The organism is Komagataeibacter sp. SM21, assembly GCF_041402665.1.
GTDB lineage: Bacteria > Pseudomonadota > Alphaproteobacteria > Acetobacterales > Acetobacteraceae > Komagataeibacter > Komagataeibacter saccharivorans.
Genome location: NZ_JBGLOV010000011.1, coordinates 61004 through 80940 on the forward strand (window position 1 = coordinate 61004; position 19937 = coordinate 80940).

15 protein-coding genes are annotated in these 19937 nt (G+C 60.9%); 8 read left to right on the forward strand and 7 right to left on the reverse strand.

Annotation, left to right across the window (positions count from 1 at the left end; all coding sequences use genetic code 11):
- The first annotated feature begins 50 nt into the window (after positions 1 to 50).
- Positions 51 to 1562 (forward strand): aldehyde dehydrogenase family protein, encoded by a 1512-nt coding sequence (locus tag ACBR42_RS11645; protein ID WP_102323990.1) that lies wholly within the window; start codon positions 51 to 53, stop codon positions 1560 to 1562.
- A 131-nt stretch (positions 1563 to 1693) separates the two neighbouring features.
- Here the strand turns inward: ACBR42_RS11645 and ACBR42_RS11650 are convergent, their stop codons facing one another.
- From ACBR42_RS11650 to ACBR42_RS11675, 6 genes are all read right to left on the reverse strand, one after another.
- Complete coding sequence (locus ACBR42_RS11650) at positions 1694 to 2656, reverse strand: D-2-hydroxyacid dehydrogenase (protein WP_371208131.1); 963 nt, start codon at positions 2654 to 2656, stop codon at positions 1694 to 1696.
- Positions 2657 to 2740: 84 nt separating this feature from the next.
- Positions 2741 to 3646 carry a delta(1)-pyrroline-2-carboxylate reductase family protein gene (locus tag ACBR42_RS11655; RefSeq protein WP_371208132.1) on the reverse strand — a complete coding sequence of 302 codons (906 nt, stop codon included), beginning with the start codon at positions 3644 to 3646 and terminating at the stop codon, positions 2741 to 2743.
- A 179-nt stretch (positions 3647 to 3825) separates the two neighbouring features.
- A complete protein-coding gene (locus ACBR42_RS11660) occupies positions 3826 to 4536 on the reverse strand; it encodes a FadR/GntR family transcriptional regulator (protein ID WP_309146575.1) in 711 nt (236 codons plus the stop codon).
- A gap of 92 nt (positions 4537 to 4628) precedes the next feature.
- A complete protein-coding gene (locus ACBR42_RS11665; RefSeq protein ID WP_371208133.1) occupies positions 4629 to 5396 on the reverse strand; it encodes an SDR family oxidoreductase in 768 nt (255 codons plus the stop codon).
- Positions 5389 to 6138: an SDR family NAD(P)-dependent oxidoreductase gene (locus ACBR42_RS11670; protein WP_102323986.1), complete on the reverse strand. Its 750-nt coding sequence runs from the start codon at positions 6136 to 6138 to the stop codon at positions 5389 to 5391. Before ACBR42_RS11670 ends, ACBR42_RS11665 begins: the two co-directional genes overlap by 8 nt.
- A 15-nt stretch (positions 6139 to 6153) precedes the next feature.
- Complete coding sequence (locus ACBR42_RS11675) at positions 6154 to 7725, reverse strand: APC family permease (RefSeq protein ID WP_371208134.1); 1572 nt, start codon at positions 7723 to 7725, stop codon at positions 6154 to 6156.
- A gap of 182 nt (positions 7726 to 7907) precedes the next feature.
- Here ACBR42_RS11675 and ACBR42_RS11680 point away from each other — a divergent pair, with 182 nt between their 5' ends.
- From ACBR42_RS11680 to ACBR42_RS11700, 5 genes are read left to right on the forward strand one after another with little or no spacing between them, the layout of a single operon-like run.
- Positions 7908 to 9986 carry a hydantoinase/oxoprolinase family protein gene (locus ACBR42_RS11680; RefSeq protein WP_371208135.1) on the forward strand — a complete coding sequence of 693 codons (2079 nt, stop codon included), beginning with the start codon at positions 7908 to 7910 and terminating at the stop codon, positions 9984 to 9986.
- A 10-nt stretch (positions 9987 to 9996) separates the two neighbouring features.
- Positions 9997 to 11637: a hydantoinase B/oxoprolinase family protein gene (locus ACBR42_RS11685; protein WP_102323983.1), complete on the forward strand. Its 1641-nt coding sequence runs from the start codon at positions 9997 to 9999 to the stop codon at positions 11635 to 11637.
- Positions 11638 to 11660: 23 nt separating this feature from the next.
- The gene (locus ACBR42_RS11690) at positions 11661 to 12869 is read left to right on the forward strand and encodes a pyridoxal phosphate-dependent aminotransferase (RefSeq protein WP_371208136.1); all 1209 of its coding nucleotides are present in this window, start codon (positions 11661 to 11663) and stop codon (positions 12867 to 12869) included.
- An 8-nt stretch (positions 12870 to 12877) separates the two neighbouring features.
- Positions 12878 to 13687, forward strand: coding sequence for an NAD(P)-dependent oxidoreductase (locus ACBR42_RS11695; protein WP_118963418.1), 810 nt, complete (start codon positions 12878 to 12880; stop codon positions 13685 to 13687).
- Positions 13688 to 13698: 11 nt separating this feature from the next.
- Complete coding sequence (locus ACBR42_RS11700; protein WP_371208137.1) at positions 13699 to 14892, forward strand: NAD(P)/FAD-dependent oxidoreductase; 1194 nt, start codon at positions 13699 to 13701, stop codon at positions 14890 to 14892.
- 52 nt (positions 14893 to 14944) lie between these two features.
- Here the strand turns inward: ACBR42_RS11700 and ACBR42_RS11705 are convergent, their stop codons facing one another.
- On the reverse strand, positions 14945 to 15838 hold the full coding sequence (locus ACBR42_RS11705) for a LysR substrate-binding domain-containing protein (protein WP_118963417.1): 894 nt from the start codon (positions 15836 to 15838) through the stop codon (positions 14945 to 14947).
- Between the two features lie 712 nt (positions 15839 to 16550).
- Between ACBR42_RS11705 and ACBR42_RS11710 the strand changes: the two genes are divergently transcribed.
- Both ACBR42_RS11710 and ACBR42_RS11715 read left to right on the forward strand, forming a co-directional pair.
- Positions 16551 to 17771, forward strand: coding sequence for an outer membrane beta-barrel protein (locus ACBR42_RS11710; protein WP_243705335.1), 1221 nt, complete (start codon positions 16551 to 16553; stop codon positions 17769 to 17771).
- 899 nt (positions 17772 to 18670) lie between these two features.
- Entirely contained in the window at positions 18671 to 19924 is a 1254-nt protein-coding gene (locus ACBR42_RS11715) for an NAD(P)/FAD-dependent oxidoreductase (RefSeq protein ID WP_371208138.1), read from the forward strand.
- Positions 19925 to 19937 lie beyond the last annotated feature (13 nt).

The following is a 19937-nucleotide window of genomic DNA, read 5'->3' on the forward strand; positions in this document are numbered from 1 at the left end:
GTCTATATCCCCTTAATAACTTGTAGATCATCCCTGGAGACGAAAGACATATGAGCATCGCATCGGACGTACACAGCCTTCTGGAAAAGATGGGCGTATCGCGCGATAAATATACCGGCGGCACGCTGAGCGTCCGCACGCCCGTTACGGGTGCGGTTCTGGCTGATGTCCCGACCGTTACCCCCGAACAGGTTGAAGCCGCCATCGCGCAGGCCGCGACCGCGTTCGGACAGTGGCGGCAGGTTCCCGCCCCGCGCCGTGGCGAACTGGTCCGCCTGCTGGGCAATGTGCTGCGGGAAAACAAGGAAGAACTGGGCCGCCTCGTGTCCTACGAAGCGGGCAAGGTCATTTCCGAAGGGCTGGGCGAAGTCCAGGAAATGATCGACATCTGCGATTTCGCCGTTGGTCTGTCCCGCCAGCTTTATGGCCTGACGATCCAGTCCGAACGCCCTGAACACCGTCTGGTCGAACAGTGGCACCCCGCTGGCGTGGTCGGCATCATTTCGGCCTTCAATTTCCCGGTGGCCGTGTGGTCGTGGAACGCGGCGCTGGCGCTGGTGTGCGGTGACCCGATCATCTGGAAACCTTCGGAAAAGACCCCGCTGACCGCCCTTGCCACGCAGGCCCTGTTTGAACAGGCGGCCGCGCGCTTTGGTGAAGTGCCTGCTGGCCTGTCGACGCTGCTGATCGGTGATGCGCGGACGGGTGAACTGCTGGTGGAAGACCGTCGCGTGCCGATCATCTCCGCCACTGGTTCCACCCGCATGGGCCGTATCGTGGGTGAGCGCGTGGCGAAGCGTTTCGGCCGTTCGATCCTTGAACTGGGTGGCAATAATGCTTCCATCGTTACGCCATCAGCCGATCTGGACCTGACACTGCGCGCGGTGGCCTTTGGTGCGATGGGAACGGCGGGGCAGCGTTGCACGTCCCTGCGCCGCCTGATCGTGCATGAAAGCGTCTATGACTCGCTGGTCGGTCGCCTGAAGCAGGTTTATGCGAACATCTCCGTCGGTTGCCCGATCGAAGGGAATGCGCTGGTCGGCCCGCTGATCGACAAGGCATCGTTCGAGGCGATGCAGGCCAGCCTGCAGGCTGCGAAGGCGGCGGGTGGCATCGTACACGGTGGGGAGCGGGTGGACGTTCATGGCCCCGAGGCTTTCTACGCCCGTCCAGCCCTGGTGGAAATGTCCGCCCAGACCGGTCCCGTGCTGGAAGAAACCTTTGCCCCGATCCTGTATGTACTGAAATACAGTGAGCTGGAGGATGCGATTGCCCTGCAGAATGACGTGGCGCAGGGTCTGTCTTCCTCCATCTTCAGCACTGACCTGCGGGATGTGGAACTGTTCCTGTCGGCGGCGGGGTCGGATTGCGGTATCGCCAATGTCAATATCGGGCCGTCCGGCGCTGAAATTGGTGGCGCTTTCGGTGGGGAGAAGGAAACCGGCGGTGGCCGCGAAGCCGGTTCGGACGCATGGCGTGGCTACATGCGCCGTCAGACCAACACCATCAATTATGGCCGTACCCTGCCGCTGGCGCAGGGCGTAAAGTTCGACGTTGGCTGATTGATATCATCCAGCAGGTTCATGGTCCCTGAAGGGGCCATGAACCTGCCGAACTGATAAAGAAGTTTTTGGTGAAGCTCTTTTAAAAAAAAAGCTTCAGGTGACGCCGGAACAGCTCTGGCGTTCCTCCATCATACGATCCGGTTTATCATTTCGGTGCCGTTTTCCAGTGCCGTGATGTTCTTCATCAGGATATCGACAACATTGCGTTCATAGAACTGCGTCTCGCCCGCGGTATGTCCTGTCATGACCAGATTGGGCAGCGACCATAGGGGGGAGAAGGACGGCAATGGTTCCTCGGCATAGGTGTCCAGTGCTGCACCCGCAATCCGGTCTGTGGTCAGCGCCTCGATCAGCGCTGCTTCTTCTACAACACGCCCACGGGCGACGTTGATCAGGCAGGCATCGGGGTTCATCGCGGCAAATGCCCTGCGGTCGATCAGGTGTTCCGTCTGCGCGGTAAGCGGGCAGGTCAGGATAACGTAATCCGCTTCATGCAGCGCATCGTGCAGATCAGTCATGTTCACCTGCGTCACACCGGGTACATCCAGCGGACGTGCGCTGTGTCGTGCGCCGCTGACCTGCATGCCCAGTGCCAGACACAGGCGCGCAATGCGATCCCCGATCGTACCCATGCCAACGATCAGCGCCTTTTTTTCCGAAAGTTCCTGCAGGCGGGGGCGTTCATCCGTGCCGGTCGTGCTCCAGCGCGCGATTTTCTGGTTATCGCGTGCTTCATACAGGCGGCGTGCCAGATTGAGCATCAGGGCAAGCGCATGCTCGGCTACGGCATTGGCGTTCACGCCGCGCGCATTGCACAGCCGGATGCCGCGTTCCTTCAGGCGGTCAAGGTCGAACTGCTCCACCCCGGAACTGATCGACTGGATCAGCCGCAGGCGGGGGGCGATATCCAGCAGTTCGTTACGCCACAGCATGGAAACGACCAGTACTTCGGCCTGCGGGATGATCGCCTTCAGGCCATCGAAAGTATCAACCTGTGTGCAGGGGGGGGCGGATGGCCGTTTTTCCAGTTCCGCGCGGATGTCGTAATATACATGGGCTGCGTATATGCGCTGTAATTCATGGTGCGACATGCCGGGAACCTGTCCTTGAAGTGGAATATGTTAAGATAGCGGGAAATAGGCCTGTTCAACCGTGGTACGCAGGCGCAGGTGGGGTTATCCGGCCCCATGCATGCGTGCGACCCGGCAGGCGGCCAGATCCCATGCGGAGCAGCCCACGGATTTGAATACGATGGGACGGCCGGATTCCCTTGCCCGGCCATCCGCTGCCGCCGCAATGGAGCGAACACGGTTCCAGTCCACATTCGCGCGATACAGGTCCCCCGCTTCGGACGGGGCGCCGATCAGGTCATCGACATACAGGTCGCTGTCATTGATGGTCCGTGCGCCAATCTCCGCCATATCGGTACGATAGGCACCCACGCCGATGACAAGGCAGGACGGATTGGCAGGTTCATCGTAAATGACGGACACGCTGCTGGTAACCGTGATGACGACATCGAAGGGGGCTTCATCCGTGCCTTCGGGACGCAGGGTCAGCATCGGCGTCGCATGCTCCGCGCAGAACGCGGCCGCACGGTCATATGACCGCCCGCGGATGGCCACGGTAATGCCCGGATACAGCGCAGATAGCGCCTGAACATGGGCCACGGCCTGCGTGCCGGTGCCGATAATCAGCACGCGCCCGATCTTGTGGTGGGCCAGCAGCCGGATGCCCAGCATGCTCATGGCCGATGTGCGGCGCATGGTCACGGTCGGACCATCGAGTGAAAACAGGAAGCGCCCGCTACGTGCTTCCGCGCAGACGACCTGCCCCTGAATTGTAGGCAGATGCAGTGCCGGATTGTGACCGAAGATGGTCAGCAGTTTTGTCACCATAAGGTCACTGCCGACCGACGGCATGGTCAGCAGGACACCCGTGCCATCCGTGGCCGGTACGGTCATGCGTTCGGGGCATACGATCTGCCCGGACACCGTTTCCCCAACCGCGGTGGCAAGCGCGTCAACCAGCGGAGAAAAGGGCAGGAAATCACAGGTTTCCTGTGCTGAATACTGTTTCATCTGATCTGGCGGTCCGATTGGAATGTTAGGGAATGCAGGGGCTGAAAACCGTATCCCTGTCTGCGGAAATCCATGTGGTTTGCGGATCGTAACATATAAGCCGCACCTGAAAAGCCGTAACAGGCGGTTAGGGCTGGCGTCAGGCGCGCAGGGATGTTTTGCCCGGTAGGGGGCGCGTATCAGTCACGAATTTTGACCTCCAGCAGCTTGCGGTAGCGGTTCAGGCTGCCTTCAAGGTGACGGCGCATGAGCTTCTGCGCCTGTTCGGCGTTTCCGCGCGAAATGGCTTCCAGTATGGCCTGATGTTCTTTTTTGGTATTGTCCAGATAGGCGGGGAGCGAACGCGATATCTTGGCGTATTTCAGGAACAGGTCGCGCGAAATATCGGAAACCAGATGCCCCAGGAACGCCGGAAAACGCGGATTGCCCGCAGCCCGCGCAATAGCCAGATGGAAATCCAGATCGGCCCTGACTTCCATTTCCGGGTCGCGCGTATCCACGGCCACGAACTGCGCATGCATCTGGTACAGATGCGCAAGGCTCTGTGCGGTCTTGCGCTGGGCTGCAAGGAATGCCGCCTGTGTTTCCACCCCGATGCGCAGTTCCAGTATTTCCAGCGCCGCCCGCACATCGTCAATCGGCGTGGCGAGGAAATGGGGGACCCACCTGTCTTCCGTCGTAACGAACGTGCCCGCACCCTGTCGCGTCACGATACGTCCGCCCAGCTTCAGGGATGCAATGGCTTCCCTTATGACTGTGCGACTGACATCGAATTCCGTGCACAGCACGGCGGTTGATGGCAGTTTTTCGCCCGGCATGTAGGTTTTGGCCTGAATACGGCGCAGAAGTTCATCGGCAACGTTTTCAGACAGATTTCCACTGGCATTAATGGCGCGGTACTCCCTTCATCGGTTTCATTTTACACCGGGGCGCGTAACCTGATCCGACTGGTGCATGGTCCGTATTATCCGGTTCCGTGGCTTTAGGCGGTCGTGCCGTCCGGGTCAAAGCGGACCATGGTTCCGCCCCCACTGGCCTGATCGGTGGGCAGGACTTCCATGCGCGTGACATCGACATGCAGCGGCATGTCAATGACGGTGCGGACAAGGCCCGCTACATCTTCGGGCTGGACGGGACGGTAGCCCTCATACAGTGCTGCGCGCGCTCTGTCCGGTCCCAGCGTATCCCGATACAGCGCCGTTTCGACCCGACCGGGCACGATTTCCGTCACCCGCACGCCCGTTCCCAGCAGGTCGCAGCGCAGAGCATCGCAGAACAGGCGGATACCCGCCTTGGACGCCCCATAGACACATGACCCCGGATAGGGGGAGTGTCCCGCAATGGACCCTACAAACAGCACATGCCCCCGCCGTCGCGCGATCATGGGCGGCAGAAGCTGGTGTGTCAGGCGTAGCGGGGCCTTCAGATTGATGTCGATCATCGCGTCGATCTGGCTGATATCCGTATCCGCAAAGGGGCCGCTGGTTGACAGGATACCGGCATTGTTGACCACGATATCAATTTCATGGCTGGCGACGGCGGCGCAGATGGCATCCGTATCGCATATATCGGCCTGAACCGTTATCGCCCCGTATTCGCGCGCCAGCGCCGCCAGGGCGTCCGGATTGCGCCCGGTTGCGATGACGTTCAGTCCCGCCGTGCGCAGCGCGGCGACGATGGCCCGGCCGATGCCGCTGGTCGCACCCGTTACCAGTGCGGTGCGCAGCAGGTGTGATACGGTGTCACGCATAGATGTAGCCCCCGCTTACGATAACCGTCTCGCCCGTGGCGTATGTGTTGCGCGGTCCGCCCATCATGACGATCCATTCGGCCATTTCCTCGGGTTCGGCGGCGCGGTCCAGCGGACTGGCCCTGGCCAGTTCAGGCAGGAAGCCCAGTTCCTTCGCCCGGTCGGTGGCGAAACCGGCCGGGGCGACGCCATTGACCAGTATGCCCCACTGCGCACATTCCTGACCGAAGGATCGGGTCAGACTGACGACCGCCGCCTTTGTCGCCGCGTAATGCGCGTTCTGCGGATGGGCCTTGAAGGCATCGACGGAGGATATGTTCACGATCCTGCCCGTAACGGCGCCGGGCTGTGCGAATTCGCGCATGTGCCGCACGGCGGCGACCATCATGTGATAGGTGCCCTTGATGTTGATCGCGTTTTCAAGGTCCCATTCCTCATCCGTGATGTCGAGGATGGGGCGGCGCGGGTAGATCGCGGCGCTGTTGACCAGCGTATCAATGCGGCCCATTTCGCCAGCCAGCGTGGCGAAGGCGGCGTGGGCGCTGCTCTGGCGCGCAATATCGCCGGTCGCGACATGCACCGATACACCGGGGGCGGACAGTTCGGCGCGCGCGGCTTCCAGCCGTTCGGCGTTGATGTCCACCAGTCCGATACGGGTTGCGCCATCACGGATCATGAGGCGTGCTGTAGCCAGACCAAGGCCCGAAGCCCCGCCGACGATAATGGCTGTAAGATTTTTCATGACGGATCGTCCCGCTTAATGAACATAGGGTGAAGTGAAGGCAAAGGTTTCGGCATGTTCGTGCGATGCGGGCCTGCGACCGCTGCTGACCCCCCATGCGTAGATGCCCCACAGAAACAGCAGGAAGGCCACCAGAAGGGGGATGTTGCGCAGCGTTTCCATGGACAGGTCACGATCAAGCCATGAAAAGCCGATCATGCCGATGTAATAGGCAAATATCCAAAGGGAGCGCCCGTGGTCGCCCGTCATCGTCCGCCGCCCCGCCTGCGTGGCCAGCACATACACGATACCAATCACGATCTGGGCGGAAAGCAGCCATGCCACCGTGGTCCATCCCGCCCACAGGATGATGAAGGATGACAGCACGAAGGTCAGTGGACCAAGCACGGCAAGGTAGCGCAGGCGGAACGGGCGCCGCAGTTCGGGAATGGTCTGGCGGAAGGACGCCAGGATGACCGGCGCAAAGGCGTAGCTCATGACAATGGTGGTGGATACGATGCCGACAAGGCTGCTCCACGAAGGAAAGGGCAGCGTCCAGAATACGCACAGCCCGAATGAAAGGCGCAGCGCCACTTTCTGGCAGGTCGTATCGCGCTTCAGCCCCGTTTCAAGCAGCCATGCCTGCATGACCCGGCATGTGGAACTGAGATAGACATTCGCCGTCCCCATGGGGGAAAGACACGCATCGAACAGTACCAGACGCGCGAGCCATATTGCCCCGGCCAGTACCGTAATGTCGTGAAAGGGCAGGGGGAACCGCTCGCGGACCCCATGCCAGCCATCCTGCAGCAGTGTATGCGGCAGGTTCCCCATGAAGATGGCCTGAAGGGCGATATAGACCAGCGTGACGAAACCCACCGACAGGCACAGTGCCGCGGGCACGTTTTTCTGCGGATTACGCACTTCCCCCGCCGCCGACACGATGGATGTCAGCCCCAGAAAGGAAAACATGATGCCACCGGTGGAAAGGGCTGCCATGATGCCGTCCGCCATATGTCCGTTTGCAAGCGGCACATGAAACGGTGCAAGCGAAAAACTGCGTGACAGCACGATTATGACAAGTGCGGGCACCAGAAACTTCAGAACTGTAACAATATTGTTAACCCATGCGAAGGACTTCGCATTGGATGTATTGAGCCAGTAAATCGCGCACAGCACCAAAAACTGTACAAGCCACCCCACTGCGGACGGCCCCCCGCCCGGCGCCCCCAGAAAGGGGAACCATGTGCAGGCATACTGTCGCGCCGCGACCAGTTCGATCGAAACGATGCTGGAAAACGCGATGATGGTGACAGTCCCCACCATAAAGCCCAGAAAGCTGCCATGCGACAGGTAGGGATAGCGCGCGACCCCGCCGGTAAGTGGAAGGGCTGCGGCCAGTTCGCTGTAGATCAGCCCCAGCAGCAGGGCGATGATACCGCCGCACAGCCATCCGATCATCGCCCCCGGCCCGGCCATGGTGGCGACGGGAGAAGCCGCGAACAGCCAGCCGGAACCGAATGTTGCCCCGCAACCGATCAGGATCAGGTCGAACAGGGAAAGCGTGCGCCCGGATATGTGTGTCGCGTTGCTGTCTGGTGAACTCAACTGCGTAACCTCACTGCTGCCTGCGTGGCGGGCGGTGGCGCCGGCCGGGTGGAATGATCCATACCCGGAACATTACGATATGACATTGACATTTGTATTACAAGTTCCCTAAACCTGTCATGTCACTTTATGGCGCACAGGTGCGCAGTCACCGTGGCTTTCAAAAAAAGGATTGGCGTGGAATGGGCGGAGCCAGAACCTGTCAGGTCGGTGTCGATATCGGCGGTACCTTTACCGATATCGCCCTTGAGGTGGACGGGCGGTTGGAATCAACCAAGGTCCTGACGGATTACGAAGCACCGGAACGCGCCATCCTGAAGGGATTGCGCGAGGTCTGTGCCACGGCGGGTATTGGCCTGTCGGATATCGGCGTTGTCATTCATGGTACCACGCTGGCCACCAACGCGCTGATCGAACGGCGTGGCGCGCGCACGGCGTTCATCACGACCGAAGGCTTCCGCGATGTGCTGGAAATGCGGACCGAAAACCGCTTTGAACAGTATGATCTCAATATCGTCCTGCCGCCGCCGCTGATCGAACGCGCGGACAGGTTCGTGGTGCGTGAACGCCTTGACGCAGGCGGTAACGTGCTGCTGCCGCTGGACGAGGCGCAGCTTGCGGGCGTGGTCGATGCCATCGCGGCGGGCGGGTATGAAAGTGTCGCCATCGGTTTCCTGCATGCCTACGCAAACGGGGCGCATGAACGCCGGGTGCGTGAAGCGCTGCTGGAGCGCATGCCCGCGCTGTCGGTTTCCATTTCATCCGAAGTCTCGCCCCAGTTCCGGGAATTCGAGCGGTTCAACACCGTCTGCGCCAATGCGTATGTCAAACCGGCCATCAAATCCTATCTGGATCGTCTGGTGGCGTCGCTGAAGGTGCTGGGGATCGGGTGCCCGGTTTACATGATCCACTCGGGCGGGGGCATCATCTCGGTCGATCACGCGGCGGAATTCCCGGTGCGTCTGGTCGAATCCGGTCCGGCCGGTGGCGTCATCTTTGCGGAATATGTGGCCCGGCGGCATGGGCGCGACCGGGTGGTTTCCTTCGATATGGGGGGGACGACGGCGAAAATCTGTCTTGTGGAGGATTTCGCCCCCCGCACGGCCAAGACGTTCGAGGTTGCGCGGACCTGGCGCTTCCGCAAGGGCAGCGGCATGCCGATTTCCATTCCCGTGGTGGAAATGGTGGAAATCGGGGCCGGGGGCGGGTCCATCGCCGGCGTCGACAACATGCGCCAGATCCGGGTGGGGCCGCGCAGTGCCGCATCCGAACCCGGTCCCGCCTGCTATGGGCGCGGCGGGGTGGAGCCGACCGTAACCGATGCCAACCTGCTGCTGGGCAAGCTGGACCCGGACAATTTCGCCGGCGGGTCGCTGACCCTGTCACGCGAAGGGGCGATCAGCGCCGTGGATGCAAGGATCGCCAGCCTGCTCGCACTGGACACGCAGGCCAGCGCCTATGGCATCTGCGAGGTCGTGGACGAAAACATGTCCAACGCCGCCCGCGTGCATGCCGTGGAAAATGGCAAGGACATTTCCGGCTTCACCATGATTACCTTTGGCGGTGGCGGCCCGCTGCATGCGGCGCGGCTGTGCGAAAAGCTGGGCATTTCCTCTTTCATCGTGCCGCCCGGCGCGGGGGTGGGATCGGCCATCGGCTTTCTGCGCGCGCCGTTCGGTTACGAATCCGTGCGCAGCGCCGTGGTGGCGCTTGCGGATTACGACACACAGCGCGTTGCCGCCCTGCTGGATGCCATGCGCACGGAAGCTACGGGTTTCCTCAACGCCATTGATCCCGCCATCGTGCCGGTCATCGAATGCACCGCGTTCATGCGCTATGAAGGGCAGGGGTGGGATATTCCCGTCCGCCTTCCGCTGGAAACATTCAGCACCGGCCGCACGCAGGAGATACTGGCTGCGTTCGGAAGCGAATACCGTCGCTACTTCGGACAGACGATTGATGGCGCGCGCAGCGAGATCATAAGCTGGGCGCTGCGTGTCAGCTCACCCCCCGTCCGTGTCGATGTCGCCCGGGCGGTCAGCCACACGCAGCCCGTGCAGCCAAAAGCGCATCGCCCCCTGTTCGATGCCGCCAGCCGGGGTTTTGTCGATGCGGGCATCATCGACCGCCGCACCCTTTCGGTCGGGGATGTGGTGCGGGGCCCCGCCATCATTGTCGAACCCGAAACCACGACCATCCTGACAACCTGTTTCACGGCAACGGTGCAGAGCGACGGCTGTCTGCTCGCCACCCGCCATTGAGGAGCGATACATGAGCGACGCTCTCGCAGATATCCACATGCAGGTCATGTGGAACCGCCTGATCTCGGTTGTGGAGGAACAGGCGCAGACCCTCATCCGCACGGCGTTTTCCACCAGTGTCCGTGAAGCGGGCGACCTGTCCGCCGGTGCGTTCGATCTGGAAGGCCGCATGCTGGTGCAGGCCGTGACCGGCACGCCGGGGCATGTCAACGCCATGGCGGAATCGGTCGGGCATTTCATTACCGATATCGGGCGCGAAAACATCCGCGAAGGGGATGTCTACATCACCAACGACCCGTGGAAGGGCACCGGCCACCTGCATGACATCACCATCGTCACCCCGTCCTTCCATGGCGGGCGTCTGGTGGGGTATTTCGCATCTACCGCCCATGTGGTGGACGTAGGTGGCCGTGGCTTTGGCCCCGATGCGAACGAGGTGTATGAAGAAGGGCTCTTCATCCCCATCATGAAGCTGTTCGATGCGGGCCGGGTCAACGATACCCTGGTGCTGATGATCCGCAACAACGTGCGCGAGGCGGACAAGGTGGTGGGCGATATTTTCGCCCTGACCGCCTGTAACGCGGCAGGCCACCAGCGGCTGGTGGACATGATGCGGGAATTCGCGCTGGATGATCTGGAGCGTCTGGGTGGTTTCATTCTCAGTCATAGCGAGCGCGCGACGCGTGAAAGTCTGGCCAGCCTGCCGCACGGTACATGGACCAACAGCCTGCTGCTGGATGGATATGACGAACCGGTGGCCCTGCACGCGGCCCTGACCATCGGGCCGGAGGGTGTGCATGTCGATTTTGCCGGGACATCCGGCCCAAGCCGCTTTGGCATCAATGTGCCTCTGGTTTACGCCAAGGCTTATGCCTGTTACGGCATAAAATGTATCGTAGCCCCGGAAATCCCCAATAATTCTGCCTCCCTCGCGCCATTTTCCGTCTCGGCGCCGGATCACTGCATCCTCAATGCGCAGCGGCCCGCCCCGGTATCGGTGCGGCATGTGCTGGGGCATTTCGTGCCTGATCTGGTGCTGGGGGCGCTGCATAAGGCCCTGCCTGACCGTGTTCCGGCGGAAGGGGCGGGTTCGCTTTGGAACCTGCATATGAGCCTGCGCCCCCTGCCCGGCATGGAAGGAACGGGCAGGGGGGCGGAAATCCTCATGTTCAACAGTGGCGGCACGGGTGCGCGGCCCACGCTGGACGGGCTGAGCGCTACGGCGTTTCCCAGCGGCGTTCACACCATGCCGGTCGAGGCGACCGAAAGTGTCGGCCCGGTCATCGTCTGGCGCAAGGAACTGCGCGAAGGCTCCGGCGGCGCGGGTGAGTTCCGTGGCGGCCTTGGCCAGTCCATGGAAATCGAGGCGGCGGAAGGCTACTCCCTGCGGTTTTCGGCCATGTTCGACCGTATCAGCCACCCGGCGCGCGGTCTGGCTGGCGGGCAGGACGGCGCGCCGGGGGCTGTCACGCTTGATGATGGCACCGTCATGCGCGGCAAGGGTCAGCAGCAGGTGCCACCCGGGCGCAGGCTCCGGCTCGATCTGCCCGGCGGCGGTGGTTATGGTGACCCCGCGAACCGTGCCCCCGCTGCGGTCGAACGTGACCGTCACAACGGTTATCTGGGGGCGATCCCTTCGGGCAATGTTTAACGACAGGGGCATAGGGCACGACCATGCGTTTTGAAAATCGACGGGCATCGTCGATCCAGCTTTCGGCCTCCATGGTGGTTTCCATGGCCGCGCGTGCGCTGCGGGCGCAGGGGCGGCAGATTGTTGACCTCTCGCTGGGGGAACCGGATTTCAATACCCCGGATAATGTGATCGAAGCCGCAATCCGCGCAATGCGCGACGGGGTCACGCATTATACCGGCCCCAGCGGCCTGCCGCAGTTGCGTGAGGCCATCGTGGCCAAACTGGCGCGTGAAAACGGGCTGGATTACACGCCCGAACAGATCTCCATCGGCGTGGGCGCCAAGCAGATCCTGTTCAACCTGTTCATGGGCGTGCTGGAAAGCGGGGACGAGGTCATCATTCCTGCACCCTTCTGGGTATCCTATCGGGACATGGTGGAATTCAACGGCGGCAGGGCGGTCGTGCTGCCCTGCGGGCTGGAAAGCGGGTTCAGGCTGACACCCTCGCAACTGGCGGCGGCGATCACGCCCGCCACGCGCTGGGTCATGCTCAATACCCCGTCCAACCCGTCCGGGGCGGTCTATAGCCGCGCGGAACTGCAGGCGCTGGGGCAGGTGCTGGCGGCACATCCCCAAATCGGCATCATATCGGATGAGATATATGAGCATATCCTGTTCGGGGATACGCCGTTTGTCTCCTTCGCTGCCGCCTGCCCGGAACTGAAGGACCGGACCATCCTGATCAATGGCGTATCCAAGGCTTACGCCATGACCGGCTGGCGGCTGGGCTATGCCGCCGCCCCGCCGGGTTTTGCCCGCATGCTCAACAAGATGGAATCACAGGTTTCGACCTGTCCATCCTCCATCTCGCAGGTGGCGGCGGCTGAAGCGATGGATGGGCCGCAGGACTTCCTGCACATGGCAGGGGCCGCCTATGCGCGCCGTCTTGCCATCGTGATGGAAGGACTGGCGGGGATCGAGGGGCTGAAGGTCTGCAAGCCTGCGGGGGCTTTCTATGTCTTTCCCGAATGTTCGGCCTTCATCGGGCGCAGGACGCCCGATGGCCGCCGGATCGAAAACGATGTCATGCTGGCGGAATACCTGCTGCATGAAGGTGGGGTTGCGACCGTGCCGGGTGCCGCGTTCGGGCTTGAACCCTATATCCGCCTGTCCTTCGCCACGTCGGAAGAACAGTTGCGGATCGCCATGGCAGCCATGACGCGAACCCTTGGTTTGCTGGAACAGGAATAAGCGCAATCATGTCCAAATATAATCGTGTCCTCATTACCGGGGCCGCAGGCGCCCTTGGGCGGCAGCTTCGCGTATCGGGCCTGAAACTGGCCCCCCAGATCCGGCTGACGGACCGTTTTCCCTCTGCCGATCTGGCGGCGCATGAGGAAGACCGCGTGGCTGAACTGGCCGATTTTGGCGCGGTGCTGGATGCCGTACGCGGCTGTGACGCGATCGTGCATCTGGGTGGGCAGGCGATTGAGGGGACATGGGATTCCGTGCTCAATTCCTCCATCGTCGGGACCTATAACGTGTATGAAGCCGCCCGGCAGTGCGGCGTAAAGCGTATCGTCTATGCCAGTTCGATCCATGCGGTCGGGTATTACGAACGCACCCAGACAATCGACGCCAGCGCACCGACACGGCCCGACAGCCTGTATGGTGTATCAAAGGCATATGCCGAAAACCTGTCGCGCTATTATTTCGATAAATTCGGGATCGAGACGGTATGCCTGCGTATCGGGTCGTGCTTTCCCGAACCGACCGACCGACGGCACCTGATTACGTGGCTGTCGTACCGGGATTTCCGCCATCTGGTGGAAGTCTGCCTTGATGCGCCGCGTGTGGGGCACATGATTTCCTTTGCCACATCGGCAAACAGCCAGTCGTTCTGGGATAACCGGCTGGCATCCGTTCTGGGTTACGCCCCGCAGGACAATGCCGATACGTACCGCGATGCCGTTTTTGCCCGCACGGAACAGGGCGATCCCGATGATCCGGCAGTCCGCTTTCAGGGCGGCAGTTTCTGCGCGGCCGGTCATTTTGAAGATCCGGCATAGGGGGCATGGCCATGTCCGATCTCCGGTCTTCCTATGATGTCGTTATTGTCGGTGGCGGCGTAGTCGGAAGTGCTACGGCCTATTTTCTGGCCAGTAATCCCGACTTTACCGGCTCCGTCCTTGTTGTGGAAAAGGACTGGACGTATGCGCGCGCGGCAACGTCCCTGTCATCCAGTTCGATCCGCCATCAGTTTTCCAATCCGCTGAATGTGCGCATGTCCATGTTCGGGACGGAATTCATCCGCCAGTTTCCCGAACTGACCGCCGTTGATGGTAAGGGCGATGATCTGGCGCTGCATGAAAATGGCTACCTGTTTCTGGCGAATGACCAGCGCGGCAGCGATATCCTGTCGCGTAACCGCGCCACACAGGCCGCATGTGGCGCGCAGGGCGTGCTGCTGACGCCGCGGGAGGTGGCAGCACGTTTCCCATGGCTCAATACCGATGACCTGACCCTTGCCAGCCTTGGTCTGGCGGGCGAGGGATGGTTCGACAATACCGGCTTCCTGTACGGCCTGCGTGCAAAGGCCCGTGCGCTGGGTGTCACCTATATTGAAGACAAAGTGACAGGCGTGACGGGGCAGGGCGGCAGGATTGCGTCCGTCACCCTGCAAAGTGGCGCGCAGGTGGGCTGTGGCGCGCTGGTCAACGCCGCCGGCACGCGCGGCAGGCGCATTGCGGAAATGGCGGGGCTGTACCTGCCGGTCGAACCCCGCCGCCGCAGCCTGTTTGTGGTGGACTGTCGTACCCCGCTACCGGGCAGGGTTCCCCTTACGATTGATCCCACGGGTGTCTTTTTCCGCCCGGAGGGGCGCTATTACCTGATGGGTACCGTGCCGGACCCTGACCCGGCAGTGGACCCGGATGATTTTGCCGTGGCGCACGATGAGTTCGAGGAGCAGATCTGGCCCGTTCTGGCTGAACGCATTCCCGCGTTCGAGGCCCTGAAAGTCGTGAACTCATGGGCCGGGCATTACGATTACTGCACGCTGGACCATAACGTTATTGTCGGTCCGCATCCGGAAGTTTCCAATTTCCTGTTTGCCAACGGCTTCAGCGGTCATGGCCTGCAACAGTCCCCGGCGATAGGCCGCGGCCTGTCCGAATGGATCACCTATGGCGGGTTCCGTTCCCTTGACCTGTCTCCGCTGGGTTATGCGCGTGTGGTAAGCAATACGCCGTTCCTTGAGGAAGCCATTATCTGAATACCGTGCGGGGCAGTCGTGACCGGCTGCCCCCGGATATGCTGGCAAACCGTTATGTACCGGCAATCTGTTCCAGCAGCCATTTATGGAACATGCCCAGTGGCGCCGACATCGCGCGCGACAGGGGGCGGACGAAATAATACGCATCTTCCGTCGGGATGGCATTGGCGACCAGTTCGATCAGCGTGCCATTTTCAAGTTCGTCCTCAATAAGAAAACGCGGAATAAGCGCGCATCCCGCCCCGGCGGAGGCTGCGCTGACGATAAAGCTGAACTGGTCGAATAACGGGCCATGCAGGGTCGTTGCATCGACTTCCTGTGCGATGAACCAGCGTTCCCACGCATCGGGACGCGATACAAGGTGAAGCAGCGGCGCATTAAGCAGATCCTGCGCTTTTCTGAAATTGAGCTGCGCCAGCAATCTGGGGCTGCATACTGGCACGACCTGTTCGCGCATCAGGAAGGACAGGTCCGCCCCCGGCCACTCCGATGGTCCGAAATGGATGGCCGCATCCAGCGTGTCGCCCGCGAATTCAAAGGGTGACAGGCGCGTATACAGATTGACCGTGATACTGGGATGCCGCGTCATGAAATGACCCAGCCGGGGCGTAAGCCACTGGGTGCCGAAGGTGGGCAGCACCCCCAGATTGATGGTGCCCCCGGTCGGATTGGCGCGGAAGGCGAGTGTCGCGGTGGAAATATGCCGCAGCGCATCACGGATTTCGCGCGCATAGACTTCCCCCGCCTGCGTCAGTCGTACCATCTGCCGGTCACGGATGAACAGTTCCGCGCCCAGATGGTCCTCCAGTGCGCGGATATGCCGGCTGACCGCGCTCTGGGTCAGGTTGAGTTCATCCGCCGCGGCGGTGAAGCTCTCATGCCGTGCGGCGGCCTCAAAGGAATAAAGCAGGGATGTGGAAGGAAGAAAACGCCGCGCAATGGCCATGGAGTCAGTTTCCGCTGGGCTGAAGAATGATCCCTGCAAGTTCCCTGTCCGGTGGCAGGGGCTTACCGGATGCCGGGACCGCCGACAGGGAACATCATCGACCCCTTCCCGAAGGGCAACCATTTTATGGATCTGTCGCACGCCGCCTGACGGCCTGACATGCTTGAAATTATGGTGCCGTTACTTCACCTGTCGGGCAGGAACCGGATATGGACTTCCATATTACAGCGCAGCGGGGTGCTGTTTCAGACACTTGAAACAACTTTCCAAAGGGTAAAAAAACTTTCCTTTTTGCGTCATCGCGTGGGACAGAAACTTTTTAACCATCCTGTGCGTTACCATACGATGGCCCCCAGGGCGCAGGGTCGCCATCTGCCATATGGATTGTTTTTGTACGAATATGACGTTCGTATACTTATAAACTTAGCTGATATAATAGGCAATGTTTCGTTATTACGGAACGATAACAACATGTGTCGCTTTTACAACATGATGCCCTGCATGCGTACGGACCCATAAACATTTCGGTTGGCGACCAAACAAAAACTGTTAAACAGTTTTTTAGATAAGGCGACACGTGGGGACGACCATGAAGAAAATGGGCATGAGACGGGCATTACTGCGGTCCGGTGTTGGGTTTGCAGCCGCCCTGACGGTGGGTCTGGTGTTCGATTTACCCACCGCCCATGCCCAGGTTTCGGTATTCAAAAGCATGGAAAAAAGTGATTCCGACATGGCCCGCTGGCTGTCTGGAATTACGCTGACCGGCCAGATCGAAGGGGGCATCATGGCGAACCCCGCGCGTCCCCAGCCGGGTTACAACTTCGGTGACTTCTTTGCCGATCACGCCAATCAGGTGCAGCTCAACCAGGCGGAATTCACGCTTCAGAAAGCCATCGACCCGTCAAAGGGCGGCTACCAGATCGGCTTCACGCTGGAAGGCATGTATGGCTCGGACGCGCGGTACTATCAGCTTCTGGGCGTCAGCGCGCATGAATGGAACGCCCGCTACCAGTTGATCCCGGCGCAGGCCCATGCCGATGTCCACCTGCCATGGGCAACCAAGGGCGGGCTGGACATGCATGCCGGTATCCTTCAGGCCCCGATGGGGGTGGAAACACTCGATCCCACAACGCGCCCGTTCTATACCATTGCCTATACATCGGAATATTCCGTGCCGTTCCAGCATATCGGCGCCATGTTCAACTGGCATGTAACCGATATGGTGGATGTGACGTTCGGTATCGATACCGGCAACCAGACATCCTTTGGCCGGTCCGACAATAACAACGCGCCGGCGGGCTATTTCGGCTTCAACCTAAACGGGCTTGCGCATGGCAAGCTCAACATCATCGAACTGAGCCGCGTCGGGCCGGAAAACTCCCGTTATTCATCCGCAGGCGGGCGCTATGAAGCCGATCATGCCGAACGGTTCTGGAATGACATCAATGCGACCTACGCCGTCAATGACCGCCTGACCCTGACGGGGGAGTTCAACTATATCCACGATGAAGGGCTGAACGGCATCCGCAGCAATGGCGATTTCAAGGCCGCCGATGCCGAAAGCTTCGTCAGCTTCCTGAGCTATAGGATCAACAAGGTGCTGACCTTCAATTACCGTGGTGAAATCTACCGCGACAACAACAATCTGATGGTGTCCACCTTCATCGGCAACAACGCTTATATGGACGGGATTTCCGGTCGTTCCAGCCCCGGCGATGCGCTGATGCCCGGCCCGACCGGCCATGGCACGACCTATGGCGAAATGACACTGGGCGTGACCTACAAGCCGGATCTGGGCCACCATGTGCGTGTGTTCATGCTGCGGCCTGAAATCCGCTTTGACCGTTCGCTCAACGACACCACGCCCTTTAATGGCGGGCGTAATAACGGCATGTTCACCTTCGGTGGCGATGCCGTAATCGGTTTCTGAGTCCTGAAGACCGGGAAGGTCATATGCACCTTCGGTTCACCTGCTGCCGGACGACCGCCTTTTGAGTGGGTGCGCTGCTGAAATTCATATATTTGCGCGTGGTCGTGTGGGGGGTGTTCCCGCAGGGGTGCATATTCCGGGCGCAACGTTTTGTGCCGGGCGATCCGTCCGGTCTTCATGTGTGTGTGCGTCGTGATTCCCCCATGTCTCTGCGGCACGTGCTGTTGCCACCGAATTTGAATTCGCCGCTTAAAAGCCGTTTTCAGGATACCGCGCGCAAGCCGCAACCGATGCGCGTCGTATAATGAGCGAAACCTTACTTGCCGGATAAAGGCCCGCGCGCTGACTGAAGCATGCGCGTATGAACCGCATACTGATTTGCAGGACTGCGTGTTCCGGTTTGGTTTTTTTTGTATAAATCTGCGGATTATCTCTACCGTGGTTATGAAACCCGGTGCGGATGTACCAGCAAATCTTTTCCATCATTCGATTATGGGCCTGGCGCCGCCTGTCCGGATCGCTACCATGATTCCAGTTGGCCCGGACAGGGAATGATGTCCGCTGGCCGGGATGCCTGTGCGATTTTGGAAAACCAGCTATTGCATATACTTGCGATTTCGTAATGATACGAATCAAGTTCAAAACCATCTGGTCCCACCCGACAGGAAGCACCGGATGGCCGCGTGGGTGCTTTTCATCATACGGCTGGAGCGCGCCGGGGCGCTTCCTGCGATTATGGAGGACGAATTGGCTTTATATGTAGCCGTCCCGCCATCATGCCGATCTCTTTCTGCCGGTTCTCGCCCGAACGGACACGGGGCAGGGTGGGGGAAGGATACGGCCCCTGTCCATTTTCCTGCATCGGGGATGATACGGATGCCACCTGTTGGGTACAACGGATGGCAGCGGCCATGATGGCGGGACGGCCTGTGCGCATCGTCGTCATCGGGGCAGGTATCGTGGGGCGTGTCTGCGCGCTGCGCCTGCGTCAGACCGGGGCGGATGTCACGTTGCTGGATTCAGGGGAACATACGCCCGCATCATGGGGCAACGCGGGTCATATCGCAGCAGAATACGTCACGCCCTTTGCGGACGCGCGCATCCTGCCCGGCGTGCCGCGCACGCTGTTCCCGCGCGGTCCGATTGTGCTGGACTGGCGTCATCCCGTCATGCTGGGAACATGGTTCGCCCGTTACCTGTATGCGTGCCGACCTAGCCAGTTCCGTGCCGCATCGGTCGTTCTGCGCGATCTTATGGCCCGCGCCCTACCGGAATGGCAGGATCTGGCAGCGGAACTGGGGCGGCCTGACCTGCTGGATACCACCGGCACATACAAGCTGTGGGAACGACCCGGTCCGGGCATGGCGGCCTGCCTGCGCGGCGATTACGGCAGCGTGGTGACACAGGCGGTACCGGATGCCGAACGTGCCCGCTTTGCCAGCCGGCTAAGCGTGCCGGTTGCCGGTGCGGTGCATTTTCAGGGCACGGCACAGATGCGCGACCTGCGACAGGTGCTGGACACGGTGATGGAAGGCTTCGTACGCGCAGGCGGACAGGTCATGCGTGGCCGCGCCCGGTCCATCGCCTATCAGGGCGGCCGTCCCACGGTCTGGACCGATGACGGCCCGCTGGAAGCCGATCAGGTGCTGGTGGCCTGTGGCATCGGTTCCGCCGCCGTGCTGCGCAGGCAGAAACTGCGTGTCCCGCTCATGGCGGAACGCGGCTATCATCTGGAATGGGATCATGGCGGACGGTGGACCCTGCCCAATATCGTATTTGAAAATCGCAATGTTGTCGTAACCCGCTTTGGCGCAAGGCTGCGCGCCACATCCATTGCCGAATTCACCCGCGCGGATGCGCCGCTTCAGCCGCGCCGCTGGGAATGGCTGGAACGCCATGTATCCGAACTGGGGCTGCCCGTGGCATCGCCCTTCAGCCGCTGGGCGGGATCGCGGCCATCGCTGCCCGATTACATGCCCGCGCTGGGGCCGGTGCCCGATGCGCCGGGCGTTTTCGCGGCCTACGGACACCAGCATCTGGGCCTGACGCTTGCGGCTGTAACGGCGCGCATCCTGACAGCGCAGATGGTTACACCGGCGCAGGCGGGTGAGGTGTCCCCCGCCGCCCTGCGTCCCGGTCGTTTTGGCGGTTGAGCGCAACTGTCTG